Raw genomic sequence first — 22,243 nt, forward strand, 5'->3', positions numbered from 1 at the left:
TAAGACATTATGAATAAGAATCGTTTTCGCGTTATCTATAGTCAGGCACGTGGTCTATTTATTGCTGTAGCAGAAATTGTAAAAAGCCGTACCAAAACAACAGGGCAATCAAGTGCAATGTCTGATTTAGATAGTGATCATATTTCTTCAAATGTATTAAATACCTATAAAAAACTAAACCCAATCCATTTTGCGGTGGTGAGTGTGCTAGGTGCTGTCATTTATACAGTACCACTGAGTAGTATGGCCAATACTCAGATTATTGCGGATAAAACTGCACCAAATTCCCAGCAGCCGACTATTCTTAATAGTAGTAATGGTGTCACTCAAGTCAATATTCAAACCCCGAGTGTAGGCGGTGTTTCACGCAATACCTATACTCAGTTTGATGTTGGTCAAGAAGGTGCGATTCTAAATAACTCGCGCAACAGTGCTCAGACGCAAATTGGTGGCTGGGTGCAGGGCAATCCATGGCTAGCTAAAGGTGAAGCCAAAGTTATTCTGAATGAGGTGAATAGCAGCAATCCAAGCCAGTTGAAAGGTTATCTAGAAGTTGCAGGTAAATCTGCACAAGTGGTGATTGCCAATCCTTCAGGTTTAGTCTGTGATGGTTGTGGCGTGATCAATGCGGATCGTTTCACTTTAACTACGGGTCAAGCGGTAATGAATCAAGGTTATCTTGAATCATTTCGTATACGTGAAGGACAAGTGACCCTTGAAGGCAAGGGCTTAAATGGTAGCCTCACGCCTTATACTGATATTTATGCACGTGCGCTGAAGGTCAACGCTGGGCTTTATGCCAACAGCCTAAATGTGGCTTTAGGGCAGAATGATATTACTGTCAAAGACCAAGCAACGCCTCAGATCAATACAGCAACTTCAAATTTAAGTACAACGAGCAATACGCCTAACTTCGCCTTAGATGTGGGGCAAATGGGCGGTATGTATGCAGGTAAAATATATTTGGTGGGTACTGAAAATGGTCTGGGCGTGCGTAATGCAGGTTCAATCAATGCAACAGCTGGCCAGCTGACACTGAGTTCGAATGGCGACTTGATGAATTCAGGCAATATCATTGCCAATAAAGACCAAGTTCAGATTAATGCACAAAATGTAGAAAACTCAGGCAATATTAGCAGTGCAACCTCTCAAGTCACTTTACAAAGCCAAAACTTAGATAACTTGGGTTTAATTAGCAGTGCAGATGAGCTGCATTTAAAACAATCAGGTCAAACGAAAAATGCTGGAAAAATCAATGCTGCACGAATAGCACTTGAAGCCAATCAGCTGATCAATACAGGTTCTATTCAGCAAACAGGATCGCAAGCACTGGATTTACAAGCTGCCGATATCAGCAATAAAGCAGGTAAAATTGGCGCCATTGAGTTTGCTGGAACTGGAGGTGGCACGGGTGGAACAGGGTCAACAAACCCAAATCAACCGAATGCTGAACCGCCTGCCAATCAAGCGAAAGATGGTGGAAGTTTAGAGGTGATTGATACTTCTGATTTGCCAGTGAAGACTTTCGAAAAAGGTTTTATTCGTACGACAGAAAGCTTAAATAATGATGGTGGTAAAATTGAAGCAAATGGCGGTATTGATCTAAAAACGCAGTTGGGTTTGGATAATACTAGCGGTCAATTACATCTTGGAAAGCTAGACGTTCGCGGTAATCAATTTACTAACCAATTTGGTCAACTCATTGTTGACCAAGCCAATATCCAAACAGACAATATCAATAATGAAAAAGGTTCGATTTTTGCTCAGCAAAGCATGAATCTGCAAAGCCAAATATTCAATAATAAGCAAGGTAAGGTGCAGGCACTGGATGCTATCCACATTCAAAACACGGGTGAGCTGAATAATCAGCAGGGTCTTATTGCAGCACAGCAATCCATTGACCTTAAAACAGGGCAGTTAAATAATACTCAAGGTACGCTATATTCTGAAAAAAATAATATAAAGATCCAAGCGCAAGATCACATCAATAATACTTCAGGTATTATTCAGTCGGCAAAAAGCAGCAGTATCCATGCTGCAAGCCTCATTAATCAAAAAGGCCAGCTGATTGCGGATGGCCTCACTATTCAGCTCAAAGCGCTCGACAACACGCAGGGTCAAATACAGTCCGCTGGGAATTTAAGCATACAGTCGGACAGCCTGCAAAATCAGCAGGGGCTGTTGATTGCTCAAGATGAGATGGTTTTGTCCAGCCAAACCGCCAGCTTATTGAATCAATCTGGGCAGATCAGTGCTGGTGCTGATATTCAGATTGATAGCTATGGCTTGAATAATGATGCCGGCTTGATTCAGTCGGGTAAAAATTTAAACATTGACAGTCAGAATCAAAATTTAAGCAATCAGCAGTCGGGTACGGCTGGCGGATTGATTGCGCAAAAAGGATTAAGCATTCGGAACGTGAAGCAGCTAAACAGCCAGCAAGGCTTTATTGGCGCTAATGAGTCTGTTGAGATATCAGCACAGCAACTGCAGAATCAAAAAGGTCAGATCAGCAGTGCAGAAGATGTGAATGTAGCTGTCTTAGGTGAGATCAACAATCAGGAAGGTCAAATCACTGCGCAGGGCAATATCAGTCTGCAAGCCACCACTGTAGACAATACAGCAGTTTCATCAGCAGGTAGTCAAATCATCGCCGGAAAAGATCTACAGATTGTTGCCAGTCAGTTACTGAACGGCAATACGCTGAGCGCAACTGGTCAAGGAGTCAATGCGGAAAATATCCAGATAGGCGTTCAATCACTGAATAACAGTCAAGGCGCAATACGGGTCAGTAGTAGCGCTATTCTGAATGTTGAACAGCAGCTGAATAATGCGCAAGGCTTGATCAGCACGGTGAATCAGCTACAGCTTCAATCAAATTCACAGCAGCTGATGATTAATAACAAGCAAGGGCAAATGTTAATCGGTCAGCAATTGCAGATTGATGCAAAACAGCTCAGCGGCGATGGACAGGTGATCAGCCTAGGTAATGCGGATATTACTTTGACTGAAACCTATCAGCATAGCAAAGAGGCAATGCTGCAAGCCAATGGCCAGCTGAATTTAACGCTTCAGCAGGATTTGAACAACTTGGGTAAAATAACTGCGGGAGATGCTCTGAATATTCAGGCCAAGAACATCCGGAATTTAACAGCCGATGCATCACTGCAGGCGCAGAAAACCGTATTGAATGCTGGGAACAGTATTTACAATGCGGGCTTGATCAATGGCGGTTTGACCGTTTTAAAAGCAATACAGATTGATAATGAAGGCACGGGTCGTATTTACGGCTCGGCGCTGGCGCTGCAAGCTGATACATTGAATAACCGTCCAGACACAGCTGGTACAGCCCCAGTGATTGCGGCTCGTGAACGCTTGGATATTGGTGTCAATAGCTTAAATAATTTAGCCAATCCGACTGATTATGACAGTCAGGCCTTGATCTTCAGTGCTGGAGATTTTTATTTGGGCGGCGCTTTAGATCAGAATAATCAAGCGACTGGAACTGCGCAAACGGTGAGTAATGCCGGCGCACGAATTGAAGCGCTGGGAGATTTGTATTTCTCCGCACGGCAAGTCAATAACAGCAATGCCAATTTTGATGCTGGTCTGGTTCTTGTATCCACGAATAAAGGTCAAGTTAAAGAGTTTAAGGGGGGGTGGAAAACTTTTGACGGTCTGTATTTTGGTGGAAATCCATCTGAAGACTGGACAGTTTACCGCTATGATATTGAATATTCTGAGACTCAGGTTAAAACATCTGCGCCGGGGCTGATTCAGGCGGGAGGCAGTCTGAAGTTTGACAATGCGGATAGCATTGTGAACGATAAGAGCCAGATCCTTGCCGGACACCAGCTTAAGGTGAATGGCATCAGTGCGGATCAAAATGCTGTTCTGAATAATATTGGTGTTGATGGACTCACCAAAGTGCTGTATACCGGAACGCAAGAACTGCATTATTTAGATGGTGGAGACCATGATCATGAAATTGATTATTATGTCTGGAGGCAGGAAAGCTTAGGCAGCGAACCGTTGGCAGTCAGCATTGCGAAGCCATTTCAGAATATAGCGCCATCAAGCGCAGGCATTGATCAGGTACAAGCAGATGCGCTGGATATTCAAATTGATCGAGCTGACAATAGTGCTGGAGCATCAAAAGACCAGATTGATTTAGGTTCAGCTACAGGTACAGACACAGAAATTCGGGCGGTGGACAACAGTCAGTTTAAAGTACCCAATAGCGCACTGTATAAGGTCAATAAAGACAGCAATGCCCAATATCTTATTGAAACCGATCCAGCCTTTGCCAATTATAAAAACTGGCTGTCTTCTGACTACATGTTAAATGCACTTGGTCTTGATCCAAGCATGCAACAAAAACGCTTAGGTGATGGCTATTACGAACAGCGCATGGTACAGGATCAGATTGCTCTACTCACGGGACATCGTTTCTTAGAAGGGTACGGTTCGGATGAAGAACAATTCAAAGCTTTAATGAACAATAGTTTGTCCTTTGCCAAACTGTATGGTTTACGTCCCGGAATTGCATTAACCGCAGCGCAGATTGCACAGTTGACCAGTGACATTGTTTGGCTGGAAGAAAAAGAAGTGACCTTGCCGAATGGCAGCAACCAAAAAGCCTTGGTGCCACAAGTGTATGTCAAAGCACGGGTGGGGGATTTAAAAGGTGATGGCACATTAATTTCTGCTGAAACTGTAAAGATAAATATGCAGGGGGATGTTCTAAACTCAGCAATCATTGCAGGACGAAATGCTGTAGTTTTAAATGCAGATAACGTCAATCAGTTGAATGGTCGAATTCAAGCCAATGATATTACTGTTAAAATCGTAAAAGACTTAAATATTGAAGGCGGTCAAATCGTTGCGGATCATGCAATGCAGCTCGATGTTGGTCGCGACTTTAAATTGAACACCACCACGTTGAGTTCAGAACATCAGATTGGTGACAGTTATTTCAAGCAAACGGGTATAGACCGTGTCGCAGGTTTATATATCAATAGTCCACTGAAGACCCAAAGTACTGATACAGAAAATTTAAAAACCACCATCAGTATTCGTGTCGGTGGTAATACCCAAATGAAAGGCGCTGAAATTGCCAATAGCAATGGTTCAACAGTAATTCAGACGGCTGGGGATGTTGATGTGGGGGCTGTGAGTATTGGTCGAACCACACATATTCAGTCAGATGCAAACAATTACAACCATAGTAGTTATCGAACAGATGTTGGTAGCAAAATTGCAGGACAGGGAGATGTTTATCTCACCGGTCAGAATATTCAGATCACAGGTTCTGAAATATCCAGTGTTTCAGGCACTGCCGCAATTTCAGCACAACAGGATTTAAAGATAACAGAAGGCCGAAGTGAACAAACAGTTGAAGCGAGAAATATAGAAACCGGTGGCAGCGCCTTCAGCAAAAAAACATCAGATTCGTATTATAAAACTCAGCGTAATGAGGCAGTTGCTAGCACCATTGAAGGCAATAAAGTTATTCTGGACGGCAATAATGTCAGCATTCGTGGCAGCAATCTGATTTCAGATGATTTAACTCAGATTCAGGCAAAAGAAAATATTTCGATTACGGCTGCTGAAAACCAGTATGTAAAGGTATCGGAAAGTACGGTTAAAAAATCTGGATTTACAGCTAGCGCATCGGATGGGGTCGCAAGTGTCGGCTATGGGAAATCTAATGTGCACAGCAAAGATGACACACAATCCACCGATTTGACGCAAAGTGTGGTATCCAGCCTGTCTGGTAATGTCAATATTGTGGCAGGGAAAGATTTAACAGCAGAAGCTGCTATTTTAGCTGCAGGAAAAGACATTAATCTGATTGGCAAAAATGTTAATTTAGCAGCAGCAGATATTTACCAAGACCAAAACTCTAAATTTGAAAGTAAAACTTCTGGAGTATCCGTTGGTATTACCTATAGTTCTGAGGCTGCGGCACTCGCTTCTGCGAAAAAGAGCCAACAGAGTAACGACTTCTCTGATAGTGCGGTTGGTAAAATCATGTCAAGTGCTGAGACTGCGCGTAAAGCCACGATGGCCGCAACGACGCCGGTTGTATTCACTGCCAGCCATCAGAAAATAAATAATACCAATCACGTTGCTTCAACCCAATCTGTAGGTACGGAAGTCAAAGCAGGCGGTAATTTAAATATTATTGCCACAGAGGGTGATATCCGCAGTCAAGGTGCGAAAATTTCAGCAGAAGGCGATGCATTACTGAATGCCAAGAATAATATTCATTTGCTCGCAAGCTCAAATACAGAAACCCAAAGTGCCGATACGAAGCGTAGCGGATTCAGCATCGATACCCGAGATCACCTTGCTCCTATCGGGGTTTATAACGACAAGGGTAAAGGCAGCGGAAGTCTGAGCCAAAGCGTAGGCACAGAACTTTCTGTTGGTGGAAAAACAACTCTACAAGCAGATACTGGAGACATCAATATTGTCGGCAGTAAAGTGGTCTCACAAGATGATTTGCGCATGACTGCGGGCAAAGATATCAATATTCAATCTGCGCAAAGTGGCCAGAGTCAAAGCGAAAGCCAAAAGAGCAAAGGCTGGGGCAGCGCGCAAATATCGGATACGGAACGATTTGATGGCTACATGGCCAACCAAAATAAAACCAATAGCAAGAATGTTACACAAGAACGCAGCCAAGTGGGCAGCCTTGATGGCAATGTCAGCCTCAATGCTGGAAATAACTATAACCAAAAAGTTGCAGATGTCGTTGCAGGCAAAGATTTAAACATCATCGCAAAATCGATTAATATTTTGGATGATCATAATACCGGTAGTGACAGTCAGTCATCGAAAGACTTAAAAATAGGATTATTCAGCCGCGTGAGTTCACCGCTGATTGACTTAGTCAATGCCGTTGATAAAGCAGGAAAGAGTAAAGCAGATGACCGCACACAAGCATTACAAGGTGTTGCTGCAGTAGCTCAAGGTTACCAAACCTATAGCGATATCCAAGGCGGTGCATTATTTAAAGCCGAGACTGGCATTGGTTTTAGTACCAGCAAAAACAACCAAGACAAGAGTTATTCAGCTTCACAATCCAATTTGCTGAACGCAGGCGGCAATATCAACCTGACCAGTAAGGAAGGTGATATCCATCTTAAAAACACACAGGTTAAAGCAAAAGATACCATCAGTTTAGACTCTGCAAAAGATATCCTTTTAGAGTCAGGGCAAAGCCAGCAAAAAGCGGATGGTAAAAACAGCAATGCAGGTGCAAGTTATGGCGTGGGTGTTTCTGTGGGTGCGCAAACGGGCGCTTATGTGTTTGTAGAAGCCGGTTATGGCAAAGGTAGCAATCATCTTGATGGCACAGTGCATGAAAATACCACACTCAATTCAGACAGCCTGAGCATCAAGAGTAAAGGCGATACCACGCTGAAAGGTGCACAAGCCACAGCCAACCGTATCGATGCAGATGTCGGTGGAAAGCTTAATATCATCAGCCAGCAAGATACCCTTGCCCAAGACAGTGAGCAAACTGGGGCGGGTATACGCTTGCAGGCATCATTTGGTACGGCATGGCAAGCATCAGGCAATTACAGCAACAGTAAGGCCAGCGGTTCATCCAGTAGTGTGAATGAGCAGTCTGGTCTATTTGCTGGTGATGGCGGCTATCACGTAAAAGCTGACAGTGTTGACTTGAAAGGTGGTGCAATCGCTTCCACAGCCTCAAAAGAAAATAATGATTTAACCGCCAATAGTCTGACTTTCAGCAATCTTGAAAATCAAAGTGGCTATAAAGCGACCACAGTCGCCTTGTCTGGTGGCACAAAACTGGGTAAAGCAGATGGTGAAAGCCCAGCACCACAACCAACCAGCAATACTAACTGGAAAGACAGTTTAAGCTTTAGTCCAAGTTTGCCACAACAAAGTAAAGATAAAGATAGCACCACCACTTATGCCACATTAAGTGAAGGCAATATCAATATTGGCGGAAAAGACACCACTGTAGAAGAACTGGGCATACATAGCGACATCAATACAGCGAACCAAAAAGTTGAAGCGCTTCCAGATTTAGATGCAGTCTTGGAAAAGCAGAAGATCATTGCGGATGCAACATCAACGATTGCTACAGCAGGACGTACATATTCTCAAGATCAAATAAAGAAAGCAGTTCAGGAAAAAGAAGCCTTACAAGAAGAACTTAAAACGCAGTTAAGTCCAGAAGAACAAGCGAACTTCAAAAATTTAAGTTCAAAAGAAAAAGATGATAAGTTTGCCGGTAATCCTGAATATGCGGCAGCACTTGCCAATGAGAAAGCGGTTACTAAAGAATGGGGCATGGGCGGTGACTACAGTCGAGGCTTGAATGCTGTAACTACCGCTTTAACTGCGGTACTTGGCGGACAAACAGATTTGCAAGCAGCCACCAATACCCTTGCGCCATATGCAGCTCAAGTGATTGGTCAGCAATGGGGTCATGGTAAAGACAAGAATACCGCAGCGCAGTTAGCTGCTCATGCAATCTTAGGCGCAACGCTGGCTTATATCAACGGTGGTGACCCGACAGCAGGAGGCAGTGCAGCGGTAGCCAGTGAAGCGGCGGCAACTTATTTTACCAATCAATATAAAGACAATAAAGATTACCAAGATGCCAATGGCGTATTCCAACCAAACCTATTGCCAGAAGATATTAAAACTCAGATAAGGGATTTAACAGCAGGTATTGGGGCAGTGATAGGCGGTGCAGTAGGAGATTCTACCTATAACGCTCAGTTGGCAGGAGTGATTGGGCAGAATGCTGTGGAGAATAATGGATTTTCGATTATTGATGAGAATTATGGAAAGGTAGTTAAAGAAAATACTAAAGAAAAATGGTCTTGTCCGACAGGATATGTTTGTCCAATACCTGAAAAAACTTTAGGTGAAAAAACTCTATTGGTTATTAATGATTTAACAATAAGGCAGCTAGCAGCTGCAATGGGTGCAGAATATGATCCTGTAACTAAGGAGCATCTGACTCCAAAGGAAATACAAGAAGCTAAAGTTGCAATGCTTAGTTTAGGTTTTTCAAAGACTTTAAATGGCCCTATTAAATTAACCGATGAAGCGATTGAAAATATTGGGAAAAAATATGGTAAGGATATTACGAAGATTGTAATGGAACCTGAGGCAGATTTTGCTGGTAGAGTACCTGTTAGACCTAGAGATGGTTATATTAATGCAGGAACAAAACAGATTGATACACCTTTAGGAAAACATTTAATTGAAGCGGCAGTTAATAAAAAATCCAAAATCATCTCTGGGGGACATAATGCAGATAATTTCTATGAAATTTTGAATGCTAATGGTGGTAAGTTAGTAGGACAACCAACACAAATATCGAAAGGAATTATAGAAGTAAAATATCAATTGCCAAATGGAAGGATTCAACCTAAAACAATTTATGATCCTAAAGTTTATAATGACGCTCAGATGGCGAGCATGGCTAATCAAGCTGCTGCAAAAGCGATAGTAAATTATGGAGTGAATGGTAAGGCTCAACAAAATGTAGTGGTAAATGGTATTACTTTTAGAGTGCCAATTGACACCCGTAGCGGAGCTCCTAAAGTACCAACATCTTTTCCAATTAACCCTAAAACACCATAAAATTAAATAAGGGTAACGTTTATGAGTATAGTTAGTATTGGGTATTTTAGTTTTGAGAATGGGCATTCGCAAGCACCATTATTATATTGTATATCTCAAATAATTCATGGTGGTGAGGATTTGGAATATTACTTACGCGGTGTCATAGGAAAAGATCCAATGGAACCTGTTGGTGGAGATCCAGGGTGGCAATTATATTCTGATCTTCAAAAAAATGGAACGGAATTATATTACGCGTGGGTAGATGAGGAAATGACAGGAATAGAACCAAATGAAGGGTGGTACGATGAAAAAACAGTTAAGTTCTATATTAGAGAAGGATTGGAAAATGTTTTGAAAGAGCAGCCAAATAGAAAAATAGAAATTGAAAAAATATTCAAAAAGTACAATCTATAAATTTTTTTAAGATTCCCTAAAATTAACATAATATACGTTATAAAAATTCCTTATGTAAGCCTCATCCTAGTAGATGGGGCTTTTAGTTTTTACATTTTTCAGACATAGAACAAAAATATAAAAATGATCCACATTTTCAAAATGCTAATGGAGAGTTGCCTGAGAATTGAAACTTTAGTGATGATTCCTAATGTACAATCATCAAAATTTTGAACAGAATAGTATTTTGTGGGTGAATTTTAAGCAAGTGATTGGTAGAAATATTTTGTAGTAAAAATGGTAGTAAAAAACCAAATTTATAATATTTTATATTTATTAATCAGTATGTTATTTTTTAAATTAGACTGTCACCGCTGAATATGCTACAGCACTGGCATATGAAAAATCTGTGACCGAGAAATGGGGCATGGGAGGAGATTACAGCCGAGGCTTGAATGCAGTAACCACCGCATTGACCGCAGTATTAGGCGGTCAAACAGATCTGCAGGCTGCAGCAAATACCCTTGCGCCATATGCTGCACAGGTCATTGGACAACAGTTTGGTCATGGTGAAGATAAAAACACAGCAGCGCAAATGGCTTCACATGCCATATTGGGTGCGACATTGGCCTATATTAATGGTGGTGACCCAACAGCAGGAGGAAGTGCAGCTGTTGCCAGTGAAGCGGCAGCGACCTACTTCACCAATCAATATAAAGATAAGGAAGAATACCAAGATGCCAATGGCGTATTCCAACCGAATCTTTTACCTGAAGATATTAAAACTCAGATATTGATATAAAAATAAAGTTAGTAAATAAATTATATAAATCAAATACTTTTTTATTAAATTTTGAATTTAGTTTATTTGATTCTATTTATTTTGGGACTTTATTATTCTATTATTTCAACACTAAAAATAACTTAACTAAGCAGAAAAAATGATTACACCATTGCTCATTAATGCATTAACAGTATCTGAAGGCAGGGTTAAAAAATTATGCCCAGTTTTAGTTTTGAAAATGATGTTACTCGATGAGGAAACGAGCAAGTTTTCAGAAGAAATTAAAAGTCAAGCATCACTACTGCTCGCGACATATCGTAAATTACTGCTTGCTGTCGATATGGATTTATGTAATGTAAAAACTCTAAAGAACAGTGTGAAAAGAAGACACTGGGGTAAAGTGGATAAAGTGCAGTATAAGACGGTTGTTGCAGGCGAACTTCGACTAAAGCGTTTAGATCTAGAAGAAATGCCTTTATTTTTAAATACACAGCATTTTTTAAAAAAGCTGCCTATTTCCTTTGTTCAAAAATTGGTAGCTTGGGCACCACCGGTGGTGAGTGGTACTTTCTTAGTCGAAAATGTTTTAGCAGGTTATATCGCCCAAAAGCTTTTGCCATTAGAAAAAATTAAAGTAAAAGAGCTTTGCAAGTCTGTGCAACCATATTTTCATTTAGCTGACTTTTTTGTATTTTTACCTCGACTGGAGGAACTTTATCAAAAACATCAGCAGCAAATTGTTCGTGTGGCACCAACGGCAGAAGTTGCTTTGGCTTTAACAGACTTGAAGAAGGCATGGATCTATCGTATTAGGAGTAGTTCATGAATATTTATTTTAAGCAGCTCCGAGAATGGATTAATCAGAATGAAAATATAGAAGAACAACAACTTATCCAAGCATTATTTTTGTTGCGTGCACATTATAGCTTAGCTGGTATTGTTGTCATTTGTCAGCGAATCTGCACATTGATTGGTGATGATGAATTATCAATATTTCATAATGAGCTTAATACTTTAAAGATAATTAGTACATTACAGGGTTCTGATCAATATTCACATTTTTTCTCAGAAACAACGGATAAAAACAAACATAAACTCACGCCGTTGCGCCCATTTACTGGAGACAGTGGAATTTGTGACTTGCTATTGATTCAAGCAGGACTAAGTCAAAATAATGATAGTTTTGATACTGTAATAATTTGGTTTTTAAAGCAAATATTTCACTTTCAAAAAAACGTACATACTCTAGAGCTTTATAGTAATTATTTAAATGGTGATGGAAGCATAAAGTTGAAAGCTCAAAAGGGATCTCGCGTGTATAACGCCTTTTTATCGATTAGGCTGTTGGGTGATCCAAGTAATGAGGATATTTTAGAACAAGTCAAAGAATTACTGATTCAAAACTCACCGAAACAACTGATTAATTTGATGTCCGCTGGTTCTGAAGACAAACGATTAAATGAAGTTTTTTATGCATTAAAGCTGTTTTTATCACAAAGTTGGAAAAATAATCGACTAAAAAATAAGAAAAAACGTCGAGAATTTTTACACCGTATAGGATTAAAGCAAAAAAAACTTATCTTGCAACGATACGGCTCATTAAGTATTGCCATCCAACCTTTGGAGGATATGGATGAAATTCATCGTGGTCTGGTCTCTGAAGTATTTGAGTATGATGAGATTGAAGAAGATGAAACACCATTGGAGCCATTGTTTACATTTTTTTTGGCAGAACAATCCGATTTAATTCGAGGGTTTTATGCATCTAAGTCTATTTTTCAGCATGTTGAAGCTGCAAATGTTGGTTTAGTTTGGACCAAATGGCGATTGTCATTAAATTCGATTCAAAAAGTGTTTAAGCTATGTCAACCATCTAAGGCTGATACCAGCTTAATTTTACGTGCAAAATTAGCTTTAATATTGAGTTTACTCACTGGACGTTCGGTTACTGAATTAACAGCGCCGTGTTTTAGTCAAAATACCGATCAGAATAATATTGCTATTCAGTATGATAATACTTTATCTGCATACGTATTGAGTGTTTTAGCAGGGACACCGACACTCAAAACAAAGCCAGAAGATTCTAAATTTAATGTGCCATGGACCAAGAAATTACATTTGGTTTTACCAAGTGAGCTCAATGATTTGGTGAATCAAGTCAAAAATCTTGCGATTAAAACCCGTCAACCGGCAGTTGAACGCGAAGTTAGAAGACTTATTAACAGTGTACCTAAAGAGTTAGAAATCAGCCTCAAAAGCATTAGAGATATTCTTCCACGGTTGTTATATGAGCATAGCCAAGGTGATTTAGCTGTCGTTAAAGCAGTGACCAATGCATCAGGCCGGAATTATGATAACTTAATTCATTATGCATCTTTTGAACAGAGGAAACTTCAGCAATTATGGGCTGATTGTTTAAGAACGATAAAAATTGATATTCCTGAATATATACACACTTCCAGTGAACGCGTGGGTAGCCCGATTGGGATAAAGATTGTTGAAATACAAAATGAAATTACATTAATAAAAAATAGAATAAATCAGGCTGCTGAACAGAAAGATTGGCAGACGCTCTTTGATAACTTAACGTTGTATACAGCATTATGGATGAATCTTGCAACTGCAGGACGGGGGGTTAAGCAACCTTTTCCTCAGTTGATAAGTCAGCAAGGCTGGGCATTGATTCAAGATAAACATCATCAAGATGAATCAACCGATCGTTATGTGCCATTGACGGCAGCATTTATCAAACAGATTCAAGTTTTACGTGGTTTGATGAGAATGCTGGGGAATCAAGTTGAACCACGTGTTGATTTATCATCTTATGCTTTGCAACTTTGTGATCCTCATCAGATTGAAGGTTTAGTTAGAAATTGGGCACGGAAGTTGGTTCGCTCTGATAATAATCAGTTACCTGGACGGTTCAAGGATGCTGGACTTGGGCACTGGGTACGCGGTCGTCATCCATGGGATATGTTATCAGTATTTCCTGTATCAACATTTAAACAACAGTGGCTTGATGTACAAGAAAACCTGCAAAAACAGTTAGGTTTTAAATGTCTTGATGGTTTTGATTTTTTTAAAATCCAGAATATTCCAACATTTGTTTTAACCAAAGAGACTAAAGCAGTTCAAGCAGAGACGAAGCCGATAATACAATATTCAGAAAATGATGTAAAAGAATGGCTGGAAAACTCAGAGTATGAGCCCTATTGTCAGTTGATTTTTGAGGAAAATCCTGAGCCAAAAGTATCTTTAGAGCTTGGACATGTATTAGCTTTCAATTTAGCTAAAAATACAAAGATTGATTTGCCACAAGCGATCAAGACGTATTGTGCTTATATTCGCGATAAAACGAAAATTCCTTTATTCGTTCAACTCCCTCAAAAAGCTACTCGTACATGGCTGACATCTGAAAATAGTTTTAGTACATGGTGTTATATTGAACAAAACTTACTTGATCTTATTCAGAAGGATTTAGAACATTTACCTGAACATAAAAATTGTGATGTCGAAATAGGACGTTTGCTGGTTGTACTCTCCATGTATTCACAACTGTGCCGAGTGAGCCATTTACAAGCGATGTTGCAGTTTATTGCTTCTGATCAGCATATAGTCGCTATGGGGAATAGTCGGCTCGTTGAGCTGACAGTGAATAATGATAGATCTGTGACTAAGATACGCCGTACAGTACTGTTAAGTCCTTATGTCTCGACTTTAATTTTAGTAGACCGACAGTATGTACAGCCCCGATTAAAAGAGATTTTAGCACAGTCAAGAAATCAACAACGAACGGCTTGGCAAAAGTGTTTTAATACATATTTAAGACAAATAGGGCTTAAGTCAACTATATCGTTAGCTCAATGGTTGAAAGCTTTACAGCAAAATGTGATGTTAAATAGCACTCCGTTGATTGCAGGTTATATATCAGGCCAAGTCTTGACTGAAGATCTTTCAATAAATGAATTATTACGCTTATCCGAATATGAAAAATTAACCACAGGTTTAGATAGCACTGAGCCAGAGAGTGAAATAGAAATAGGTGATGAGCAATTACATTTGTCTGATATTTTAGCGATGATTAAGCAACTAAAAGGTGAGTCTAGATCAAGAATTTGGCTTAAGCAGCTTGCCAATGATAAAACGAATCACCGCTCAGTCAATTTATTGACGTGCTTTGTGCAATGGTTGATTTTACGCTGTGATGCAGAAGAGTTAAGCCTACAGAATCGAAATATGATTCATCTATATTTGGCCATCGTCAGTGCAGGTATATTGGGGTTTTCAGAAGATTTAACAAAAGATAGTCATATTGATGAAGATGTATTTCAAAAATGGATGGAGTTGACGCAAGAGCATTTTCCACACCGCAAGCATCTCGCTGCGTGGAATCGCTTTAGAGAGTTCTTAATTCAGTTAAATGATGATCGTATAAAGTTGCACAATCGTACAGCGCATCAAGCAAGTGCTAAAGTTTTTTCAAAAAATGAAGTGCAGCAGATCGTTCAAATATTACAATCTGTAGAATCTGGGGTGAATGATGCTGCTTTACGTCAAGAGATTCAGCGTCATTTTCGTTTATCTGCAGCGATGGGTGTACGCCGTTCGGAGATACTTCATTTACAGCCCGTAGATATTGATGAGGATATGCTCAGAATTCGTCCCTATGGCGATCATAAGTTAAAAACACTTGGATCAGAACGTGCTGTTCCGATGAATTTATTAAGTCAGACAATTCAAAAGGGATTAGACGATATTTATAAGAATAAAAAAAATTCGATATTAATGTCTGATGAGAACAGTGAGTATAGGCATTTTTTTGATAAAATATCTCAAATTTTAAAGAAAGTCACTGGAGATGTTGATCTCAGCTTACATCATTTAAGACATACGTTTGCAAGTGCATATACTTTAAAGTGTTTGCAAACAGTGGTGGATTTTAAAGATCTTACGATAGAACTGCCATGGCTACAAAATTGGATGCCATCGAATGAGCAATTTAATACGCTAGTAGGCAATGAAGGACAGGTTGGGCAAGGGATTAAGGCGATTAGTCGAGTGCTTGGACATTTGCATGAATCGACAACATTAAAGCATTATGTTCATATCTTATTTCTGGCTACTTATGCCTATAGCATGAAACAACAGCAACCCAATTTACATACTGCATTTTTTAAGCGAATCATGAGTCGGAGTAATTTATTCAGACATTTCCAAGTAATTCATCAACAGGATGGTAATCTAAAATATGAGTTGCGAGATACCATCGAAAAATATGTACTCAAAAAAAGACAAAGTCAGAGGTGGGTAATCTATGCTCAAAAAAGAGGAAATTCAACTGAAAAAGTAATTAAACACGAGTTATTTCAAAAATTTGAAGATATTGAGCGGTATCTTATTTCAGGGCAGGGGCAGCCACGATTAGATATTGAGTCGTGGAAGAGAGCTTTAATTACGATGGCAAACATTCCGTCAGGTAAACGTGGTTCAAATATAGGAAGACATCCATTATCGACACAAGGAAAGTTAGCACGTTTGCCTGAATTACTAAGTGCTGTAGATTTTAATTCTGCACAAGAGATTTTAGAGCGATTTGATTATTTAGAACAAAACCAATCAGAAACTTATAATTGGTTAATAAAAAAATGGTTGTATGAAAGTAATGTAACAAAAGTATTGATGCATTTTACGGCAGAGGATGAACCTATGCTTTCAATCCTTACAGAACATCAGTTTTTTCCGATGGTGATGAAACATAATAAATATGATTATTTTAGAATTATGTCTCAACAAGTATCATTACGCGCCGTGCGATGGATACTTACGTGGTTGAGTGTACGATATTTGGTGATTAAAGATCATATCAGAGCCTAAGTAAATAGGACTTGCGCATGCTTTGTTACACCAAGGTTTGAAAGACAGTACTATTTTAATTGAGCCAAATTCAAGTGACAAATTGGGGTTAAGTGCAGCCAAATTCTGTGAATTTTTTCAAGATGGCTACATATGCATGAATATTATTTACCTGACTAGGAAAACTTTTTGCCGCTCATTTATTGCTTAATGCCTTGTATTTGATCCGCTACTAGAAGCCGTACAGTATCCTTCCTTATGCAAATAGCCTAAGCATATATCATTTAGTCTAAGGGGCCCAGGCCTTTGCTTGGACAAATCACTATTTGACAAAGCAAAGGCCTGGGAGTCCGCGAATTTGATTTGAATATGATTAAAGTGAGTGACTTAGTCTGCTGCTGATTTTCATTACAAGATAATAGAGTTATTTTTAGGGAGAAATACCCCCTAATCATCATGTATTAAGCCGAATTTAGGATCAACATGCTGGTTATGAGAGACGTTCGTACGAGGCATAGCGAATAGTAAAATTGGGTTTGGTGATTTAATTTTACTACTTCGCTATTTTTTTTAAGCTAAAAGTGTCAACACACCCTAGGTATTGATATTAAAATTAAAGTTTTCTTATTCCTGAAGGGCTATTCAGATCTTCTTCGATAGAGATTTAATTAAGGACTTTAATTCATCTCTCAGCTCATGAGCATTTGAAAACTTAATAGATTGAGACAAGTCATCTGGAATATTTTCAGCTAACGTTTTTAGTTTTGTTCCTTTTTCTGTTAATGAAATAATAACTCTTCTTTCATCGACAGTATCACGTGAGCGCCTTATAGTCTCAGACTTTTCCATCCTTTTAAGTAATGGCGTTAATGTCCCACTATCTAAATATAAAATTTGTCCAAGATCGCCCACACTTATAGAAATTTTTTCCCATAGAACTAACATAACCAAATATTGAGGATAAGTGAGTCCCAAAGGCTCAAGAAAAGGTCTATAAGCTTTAACTATTAGATTTGATGCCGCATAGATGGGAAAACATAATTGTTCATCTAAATAAAGCTGATTCTTGGACATATATTCTATTTTGTATGAACAGTTGTAGAAACCTGTATATTACCTCGAATAGCATTTGAATAAGGACAAACGTGGTGAGTTTCTTCAACTATTTTTTCTGCTTCAGTCTGAGATATATTTGAAAGAGTTACATCTAAATTAACTGTCAAGGCAAATCCACCATTACCATTCGATACCATACCAACAGTACCCAGAACTTCTACATCATTATCACGAATTTTATGCTGTTTATTACGTGAAATATGGATGATTGCATTACCGAAGCATGCTGCATAACCTGCCGCAAATAGTTGTTCCGGATTGGTCGCTCCACCTTTACCACCTAATTCTTTTGGTAAAGCTAAGTTCAGTTCTAAAATACCATCTTCACTAAGGATAGTCCCTGAACGTCCACCAATTGCTTTAACTTTTGTTGCATAAAGAGTGCTCATTTGTTGCTTTCCAAACATTTGTATTGTGTAAAATATAATTGCTCACAATATATTTGTTGTCAATTATTTTTTAGTATTTTATTTAAAAGTAGAATTCTTTCTTAAGATATAAACAGTAAATTTTGCATGAAAATAGCTAAATTTACTGACAGTTAGGTCTATTTTGAAACAGACTGAATTTCCAATCTTATTGGTAGAACTTAGATTACCTTTGGTATTTACACAAAAAGTAGACGACCAGTCTATTTTTATGTATATTTAGTTGATGAAAACATCACAACCGCATTTTGGTTTGATATCACTCTAATCATCAAGCCAATAAATATTGGGTGGTGTTTAAAAAAGTATGCTGACATTAAATGAAGCCATTATTGATATAAAAGAAGGTTAAGTCGAAGGCTTTAAAATGGTTTTCAAGCTTTTTCGAAAAATTACAGCTTTTTCTAAAGCCACGCCTAATTCGATGCCTTATTTTACAATTATTGCCTTCAATACCCACAGTAAAAAACTTACCAATACTTTGCTTGCAGTTTTTAAAAGCAGTGATGAAACTGTCCCAATGATCACTTGCAATTCGAGTGTAGTGAACACCTAATTGTTTAAGCTTTGCCTTCAGCAGTTGGACTGTAGCTAAATCTCTTTTACCCCAAACATAAGCAATAATCTCACCTGTTTCTCGATGGTAGGCGTAAATAAGCCATTGTTTATTATTTTTATTTCCTACAAAAGTCCAGAATTCATCCACTTCGATAGATTCGTAATAACTTTGTTTAGGCTGAATTTGATATGTTGATTCACTTAAAGTGCGTAAAACTTTACCGATACTGATACGCTCAACTTCAGCAATATCTCGTATACCGTTGCCTCTGACCATTAACTGTAATATTTTACGAGTAATACCTGAATTACACCCTTGATAGCTGAGTGCATGGTCACCAATAAACTGACGTTTACAGTCTTTGCACTGATAGTTTTGTTTCCCATCTACCTTGATGCCATTTTTCTTTATACTCTCACTGAGGCAGGTTGGACATTTGATTTCTAGAGTTATTCGCATTTCCCTATTTTATCAAAATCTAACCTGCTTTTTTTCAGCATACTTTTTGAAACACCACCCGATATTATTATTTAACTGCAAGTAATCCTCAATTTATTAAAATCTTTATTCACAATAACTATCATCGTCAGGTCAAAACGAAGAATGCAAAACGAGGAATACGTCTTGATGAGTTGCTAACTACGGATGAATTAAATGGATTTATTGGCCTGATCAAAAAACATCTTAATGTGAAAGTTGACCAAAGAAGGTTGGGGAGAGAGGATTGTTTTATCTTCCAAGATGAATTTGGTCAACTTTTTTCATCTCGTTTTATTGGTGCTAAGACAAAGGAAATTTTTAATACTTTATTTAATAACGAACCACAGGATTATTCCTTTCATAGTTTTAGACACACTGCTACAAATAAGTTAGCTTTAATTTTGAAAGGAAGTGAAGCGTTAATTAGAAGTTGGATCGACTACTCACCTGATCAAATTGCTAAAATTAAAAACTATTTACTAGGTAATACTGACAGTACTGCTGGACGTCAGGATGTTTGGAAGATTTTGGCACATTTTATAGGACATTCATCAATTGAGATGACAGCTAACCATTACTTGCATTTTGGTTCAATGTTAGTAGGGGATGCATTATGTCCAGATGAAAGTAAAGTATCAGTAAGTATTGTAAGAGCTTTACTCTCTTGCCGAGTATTCAAAAAACAGTTGAATACTTGTCAAAAGGAAGAAAAACTTGAATTAAAAGATATCTTAAGGAAAATAGCTTCAAATTCTAAATTAATTCAGAACGCGATATATCCTGATCGATGGCATACTTTGGTCTTAAAGCAGGAAGATGTAGAGCAAGGTGATGATGTAATTGAAAGATCCAAACTGACGTCAACTTTGAATGATATTATAAATGTCCTATCTGGCAAAGATGAAGATCTGAATTTAAAAAATATCGGGAGCGACTTAGCATCCAATCTTTATAAAAATCGTCATTTTCAACACAAAAAAGATATTTATCACAATTATGCTTTAGACATGTTGTTAAAGCATATCAATAGAAATCGGTCTGGTAATCTATTTGTCAAAGATAATTATCAAATTTTCACTGCTTTGTTGAATAGTGATTCTATACTGAGTTATTTTGAGCGCTGTGTACGTCTTATAGATGCACGTATGGAAGTGTATATTCAGAGCAAACAAGAGCATCAGGAGTTTGTTAAATTTTGTCGTGAGTTAAAAGCCATCTATAAACAGGTATTTCATGAAAAAATTAAAATATCTGAACTTTCATGGAAGGAGATTAATACTGAACTTAGAATGGCTAAAAGTAAAAAAGGGATAAGTCTGAAAATTAGTAATACCGATTATAAAGATAATACCTGTCAAAAAATCTTGAGTGATTTATATTTAGCAGTTGTCTATCGCCGTTGGAACTTGACTCAAGCTAATGATCAATTACAGCGTTAAATAATTTAACAGGTATGAAAATTCGATTACTAAAAAATGGAGGGATACCTGATGAATGAAAATATGTACGCATCTACAGGTAATACAATTTGGTTAAGTTTTTAAATAGAAATGAAACTATCGATACGCCGTTGGCATTAGGAAAGTTCAGAATGACTCTATAAATTCATCAAATGGTATTTCGCTTTCTACATAAAAAACACCATGTTCATCTACTTTCATTTTTTTAATGGGGTCCCCTTGCAGTCTAGCAATTTCAATTAAGTCATTGAGTATTGCGTCAGCAAGTGTGTTCCTGTGGTCATTCTCTTGAGCTAAATCATCTGACATAATTTTTTCCTGGTCTTTGTGTGACTGAAGTTTCATTATCAGTATCTCAGAAAACTTGAAACTAGAATAATGTGCTGTGTTAAAACGGCTTAATACAAATATGGTCGTTTAAACATCGATGATTAAGTTTTCTCTAAAACCATTTTTCCCTTGCTCTTGCGGATAGCCTAAAGGATTGATCACTAATCTGCATCCATCGACTACAGTATCAACAGATGTATGCGTATGTCCTGAAATCCAAAGATTGAAGCCTTTAATATCAAGGTCATTAATAAAATAGGGATTAAGGGCTGATGCAACAGAATGATTGCCCCAATATGGATCAAGACAAGCTAAATGAGGTGGGAAATGAGTAAGGACGATCACATTATCTTGCCCCTTAAACTGCATAATATTTTGATGGTATCGTTGAAACAATACTATGTAGTCGTCAGCGGTGATAGGTCTGTTATCGCTGCTAATCATGATTTGATCAAAATCATAAATAGATTGTTCAGCATCTTCTTTAAATTGTAGAAGTTCACTAGGTGTTGTAAGAGTTGAGTTGGAACGAAAGTTCGTAAACAACGTGCCACCAACAAATATTTTATCTTGTATCTTGATGTGGTTATCATCAAGCAGGGTATTTTGAGGATAATTTTCTCTTAAGAAATCTACGACTAAATTGTAGTTGGAGCAGTAGTAATCATGATTGCCCAAAACGAAGATAAAGTTTTTATTCAGATTTTTACATGTTGCTGCAAACTCAATGGCACCACTCAGACGATTCGAAAAATCCCCAGCATGAATAATAAGATCTGCATCTGTTGATAATTGATATTCTGAATTATGTGTGTCAGATAAAATTTGTAGTTTCAAATGGCCTCCTAAGGTCTATCAAAAAAGATAACATGAGTTGAATTTGTTTTAAATAGATAAAGACCTAAATACAATGCGTACTTGAGCACACTACAATAGGCGAGAAAGACTTTTGTTCTAATAAAGGGATAAATTATGAATAGTACAATAATGGATTTTGAATTTACAGTTTATATCAAGGATTTAAAAGCTTCAGATAAATGTATTGAGGATCGTATATTTGAAGCAGGTTGTGATGATGCTTTATTATGTTCAATCAATAACGACTTATATTTAGAGTTTGCAAGAAAAGCCCAAAGCCTTGATTTGGCAATTCAAAATGCATTAAGAAATATTGAGACTGCGGGATTGTTTAGTCCCAGATTTTAATGGTGCAATA

General features: G+C 38.1%; 11 protein-coding genes and 1 pseudogene. 7 read left to right on the forward strand and 5 right to left on the reverse strand.

All coding sequences use genetic code 11. The annotated features are described in order from the left end of the window. Positions 1-9: 9 nt before the first annotated feature. From F994_RS05680 to F994_RS05700, 5 genes and pseudogenes are all read left to right on the forward strand, one after another. Positions 10-9,642 (forward strand): hemagglutinin repeat-containing protein, encoded by a 9,633-nt coding sequence (locus F994_RS05680; protein WP_004649228.1) that lies wholly within the window; start codon positions 10-12, stop codon positions 9,640-9,642. Between the two features lie 21 nt (positions 9,643-9,663). After that, positions 9,664-10,038 carry a hypothetical protein gene (locus tag F994_RS05685; RefSeq protein ID WP_004649229.1) on the forward strand — a complete coding sequence of 125 codons (375 nt, stop codon included), beginning with the start codon at positions 9,664-9,666 and terminating at the stop codon, positions 10,036-10,038. Positions 10,039-10,396: 358 nt separating this feature from the next. Then, positions 10,397-10,810, forward strand: a pseudogene (locus tag F994_RS05690) (VENN motif pre-toxin domain-containing protein); the annotation flags it as partial. 148 nt (positions 10,811-10,958) lie between these two features. Further along, a complete protein-coding gene (locus tag F994_RS05695; RefSeq protein ID WP_004649231.1) occupies positions 10,959-11,627 on the forward strand; it encodes a hypothetical protein in 669 nt (222 codons plus the stop codon). Beyond that, entirely contained in the window at positions 11,624-16,675 is a 5,052-nt protein-coding gene (locus F994_RS05700) for a tyrosine-type recombinase/integrase (RefSeq protein ID WP_004649232.1), read from the forward strand. The genes F994_RS05695 and F994_RS05700 overlap by 4 nt, the downstream gene beginning before the upstream one ends. Before the next feature lie 621 nt (positions 16,676-17,296). On the opposite strand, the gene F994_RS05705 is transcribed toward F994_RS05700, so the two are convergent. The 3 genes from F994_RS05705 to F994_RS05715 all read right to left on the reverse strand — a co-directional run bounded on the left by F994_RS05705 (position 17,297) and on the right by F994_RS05715 (position 19,216). Then, positions 17,297-17,728, reverse strand: a complete 432-nt coding sequence (locus F994_RS05705) for a MarR family winged helix-turn-helix transcriptional regulator (RefSeq protein WP_004649233.1) — start codon at positions 17,726-17,728, stop codon at positions 17,297-17,299. Positions 17,729-17,733: 5 nt separating this feature from the next. Beyond that, positions 17,734-18,159: an organic hydroperoxide resistance protein gene (locus F994_RS05710; RefSeq protein ID WP_004649234.1), complete on the reverse strand. Its 426-nt coding sequence runs from the start codon at positions 18,157-18,159 to the stop codon at positions 17,734-17,736. 355 nt (positions 18,160-18,514) lie between these two features. After that, on the reverse strand, positions 18,515-19,216 hold the full coding sequence (locus tag F994_RS05715) for an IS1 family transposase (protein WP_004649235.1): 702 nt from the start codon (positions 19,214-19,216) through the stop codon (positions 18,515-18,517). A 173-nt stretch (positions 19,217-19,389) separates the two neighbouring features. On the opposite strand from F994_RS05715, the gene F994_RS05720 reads away from it, so the two are divergent. Next, the gene (locus tag F994_RS05720) at positions 19,390-20,676 is read left to right on the forward strand and encodes a hypothetical protein (RefSeq protein WP_004649236.1); all 1,287 of its coding nucleotides are present in this window, start codon (positions 19,390-19,392) and stop codon (positions 20,674-20,676) included. 147 nt (positions 20,677-20,823) lie between these two features. Here F994_RS05720 and F994_RS05725 read toward each other — a convergent pair whose 3' ends face one another. Continuing rightward, complete coding sequence (locus F994_RS05725; protein WP_004649237.1) at positions 20,824-21,006, reverse strand: hypothetical protein; 183 nt, start codon at positions 21,004-21,006, stop codon at positions 20,824-20,826. 108 nt (positions 21,007-21,114) lie between these two features. Further along, positions 21,115-21,864, reverse strand: coding sequence for a metallophosphoesterase family protein (locus F994_RS05730; protein ID WP_004649239.1), 750 nt, complete (start codon positions 21,862-21,864; stop codon positions 21,115-21,117). Positions 21,865-21,999: 135 nt separating this feature from the next. On the opposite strand from F994_RS05730, the gene F994_RS05735 reads away from it, so the two are divergent. Further along, the gene (locus tag F994_RS05735) at positions 22,000-22,233 is read left to right on the forward strand and encodes a hypothetical protein (protein ID WP_004649240.1); all 234 of its coding nucleotides are present in this window, start codon (positions 22,000-22,002) and stop codon (positions 22,231-22,233) included. Positions 22,234-22,243: the final 10 nt, after the last annotated feature.

Source organism: Acinetobacter bohemicus ANC 3994 (genome assembly GCF_000367925.1).
In the GTDB taxonomy this organism is placed as follows: domain Bacteria; phylum Pseudomonadota; class Gammaproteobacteria; order Pseudomonadales; family Moraxellaceae; genus Acinetobacter; species Acinetobacter bohemicus.

Bases quoted from the DNA above. Each gene is read 5' to 3' on its own strand.
- F994_RS05715 (WP_004649235.1), bottom strand. From the start codon at position 19,216: ATGCGAATAACTCTAGAAATCAAATGTCCAACCTGCCTCAGTGAGAGT.
- F994_RS05700 (WP_004649232.1), top strand. From the start codon at position 11,624: ATGAATATTTATTTTAAGCAGCTCCGAGAATGGATTAATCAGAATGAA.
- F994_RS05685 (WP_004649229.1), top strand. From the start codon at position 9,664: ATGAGTATAGTTAGTATTGGGTATTTTAGTTTTGAGAATGGGCATTCG.
- F994_RS05735 (WP_004649240.1), top strand. From the start codon at position 22,000: ATGAATAGTACAATAATGGATTTTGAATTTACAGTTTATATCAAGGAT.
- F994_RS05710 (WP_004649234.1), bottom strand. From the start codon at position 18,159: ATGAGCACTCTTTATGCAACAAAAGTTAAAGCAATTGGTGGACGTTCA.
- F994_RS05680 (WP_004649228.1), top strand. From the start codon at position 10: ATGAATAAGAATCGTTTTCGCGTTATCTATAGTCAGGCACGTGGTCTA.
- F994_RS05725 (WP_004649237.1), bottom strand. From the start codon at position 21,006: ATGTCAGATGATTTAGCTCAAGAGAATGACCACAGGAACACACTTGCT.
- F994_RS05705 (WP_004649233.1), bottom strand. From the start codon at position 17,728: ATGTCCAAGAATCAGCTTTATTTAGATGAACAATTATGTTTTCCCATC.
- F994_RS05695 (WP_004649231.1), top strand. From the start codon at position 10,959: ATGATTACACCATTGCTCATTAATGCATTAACAGTATCTGAAGGCAGG.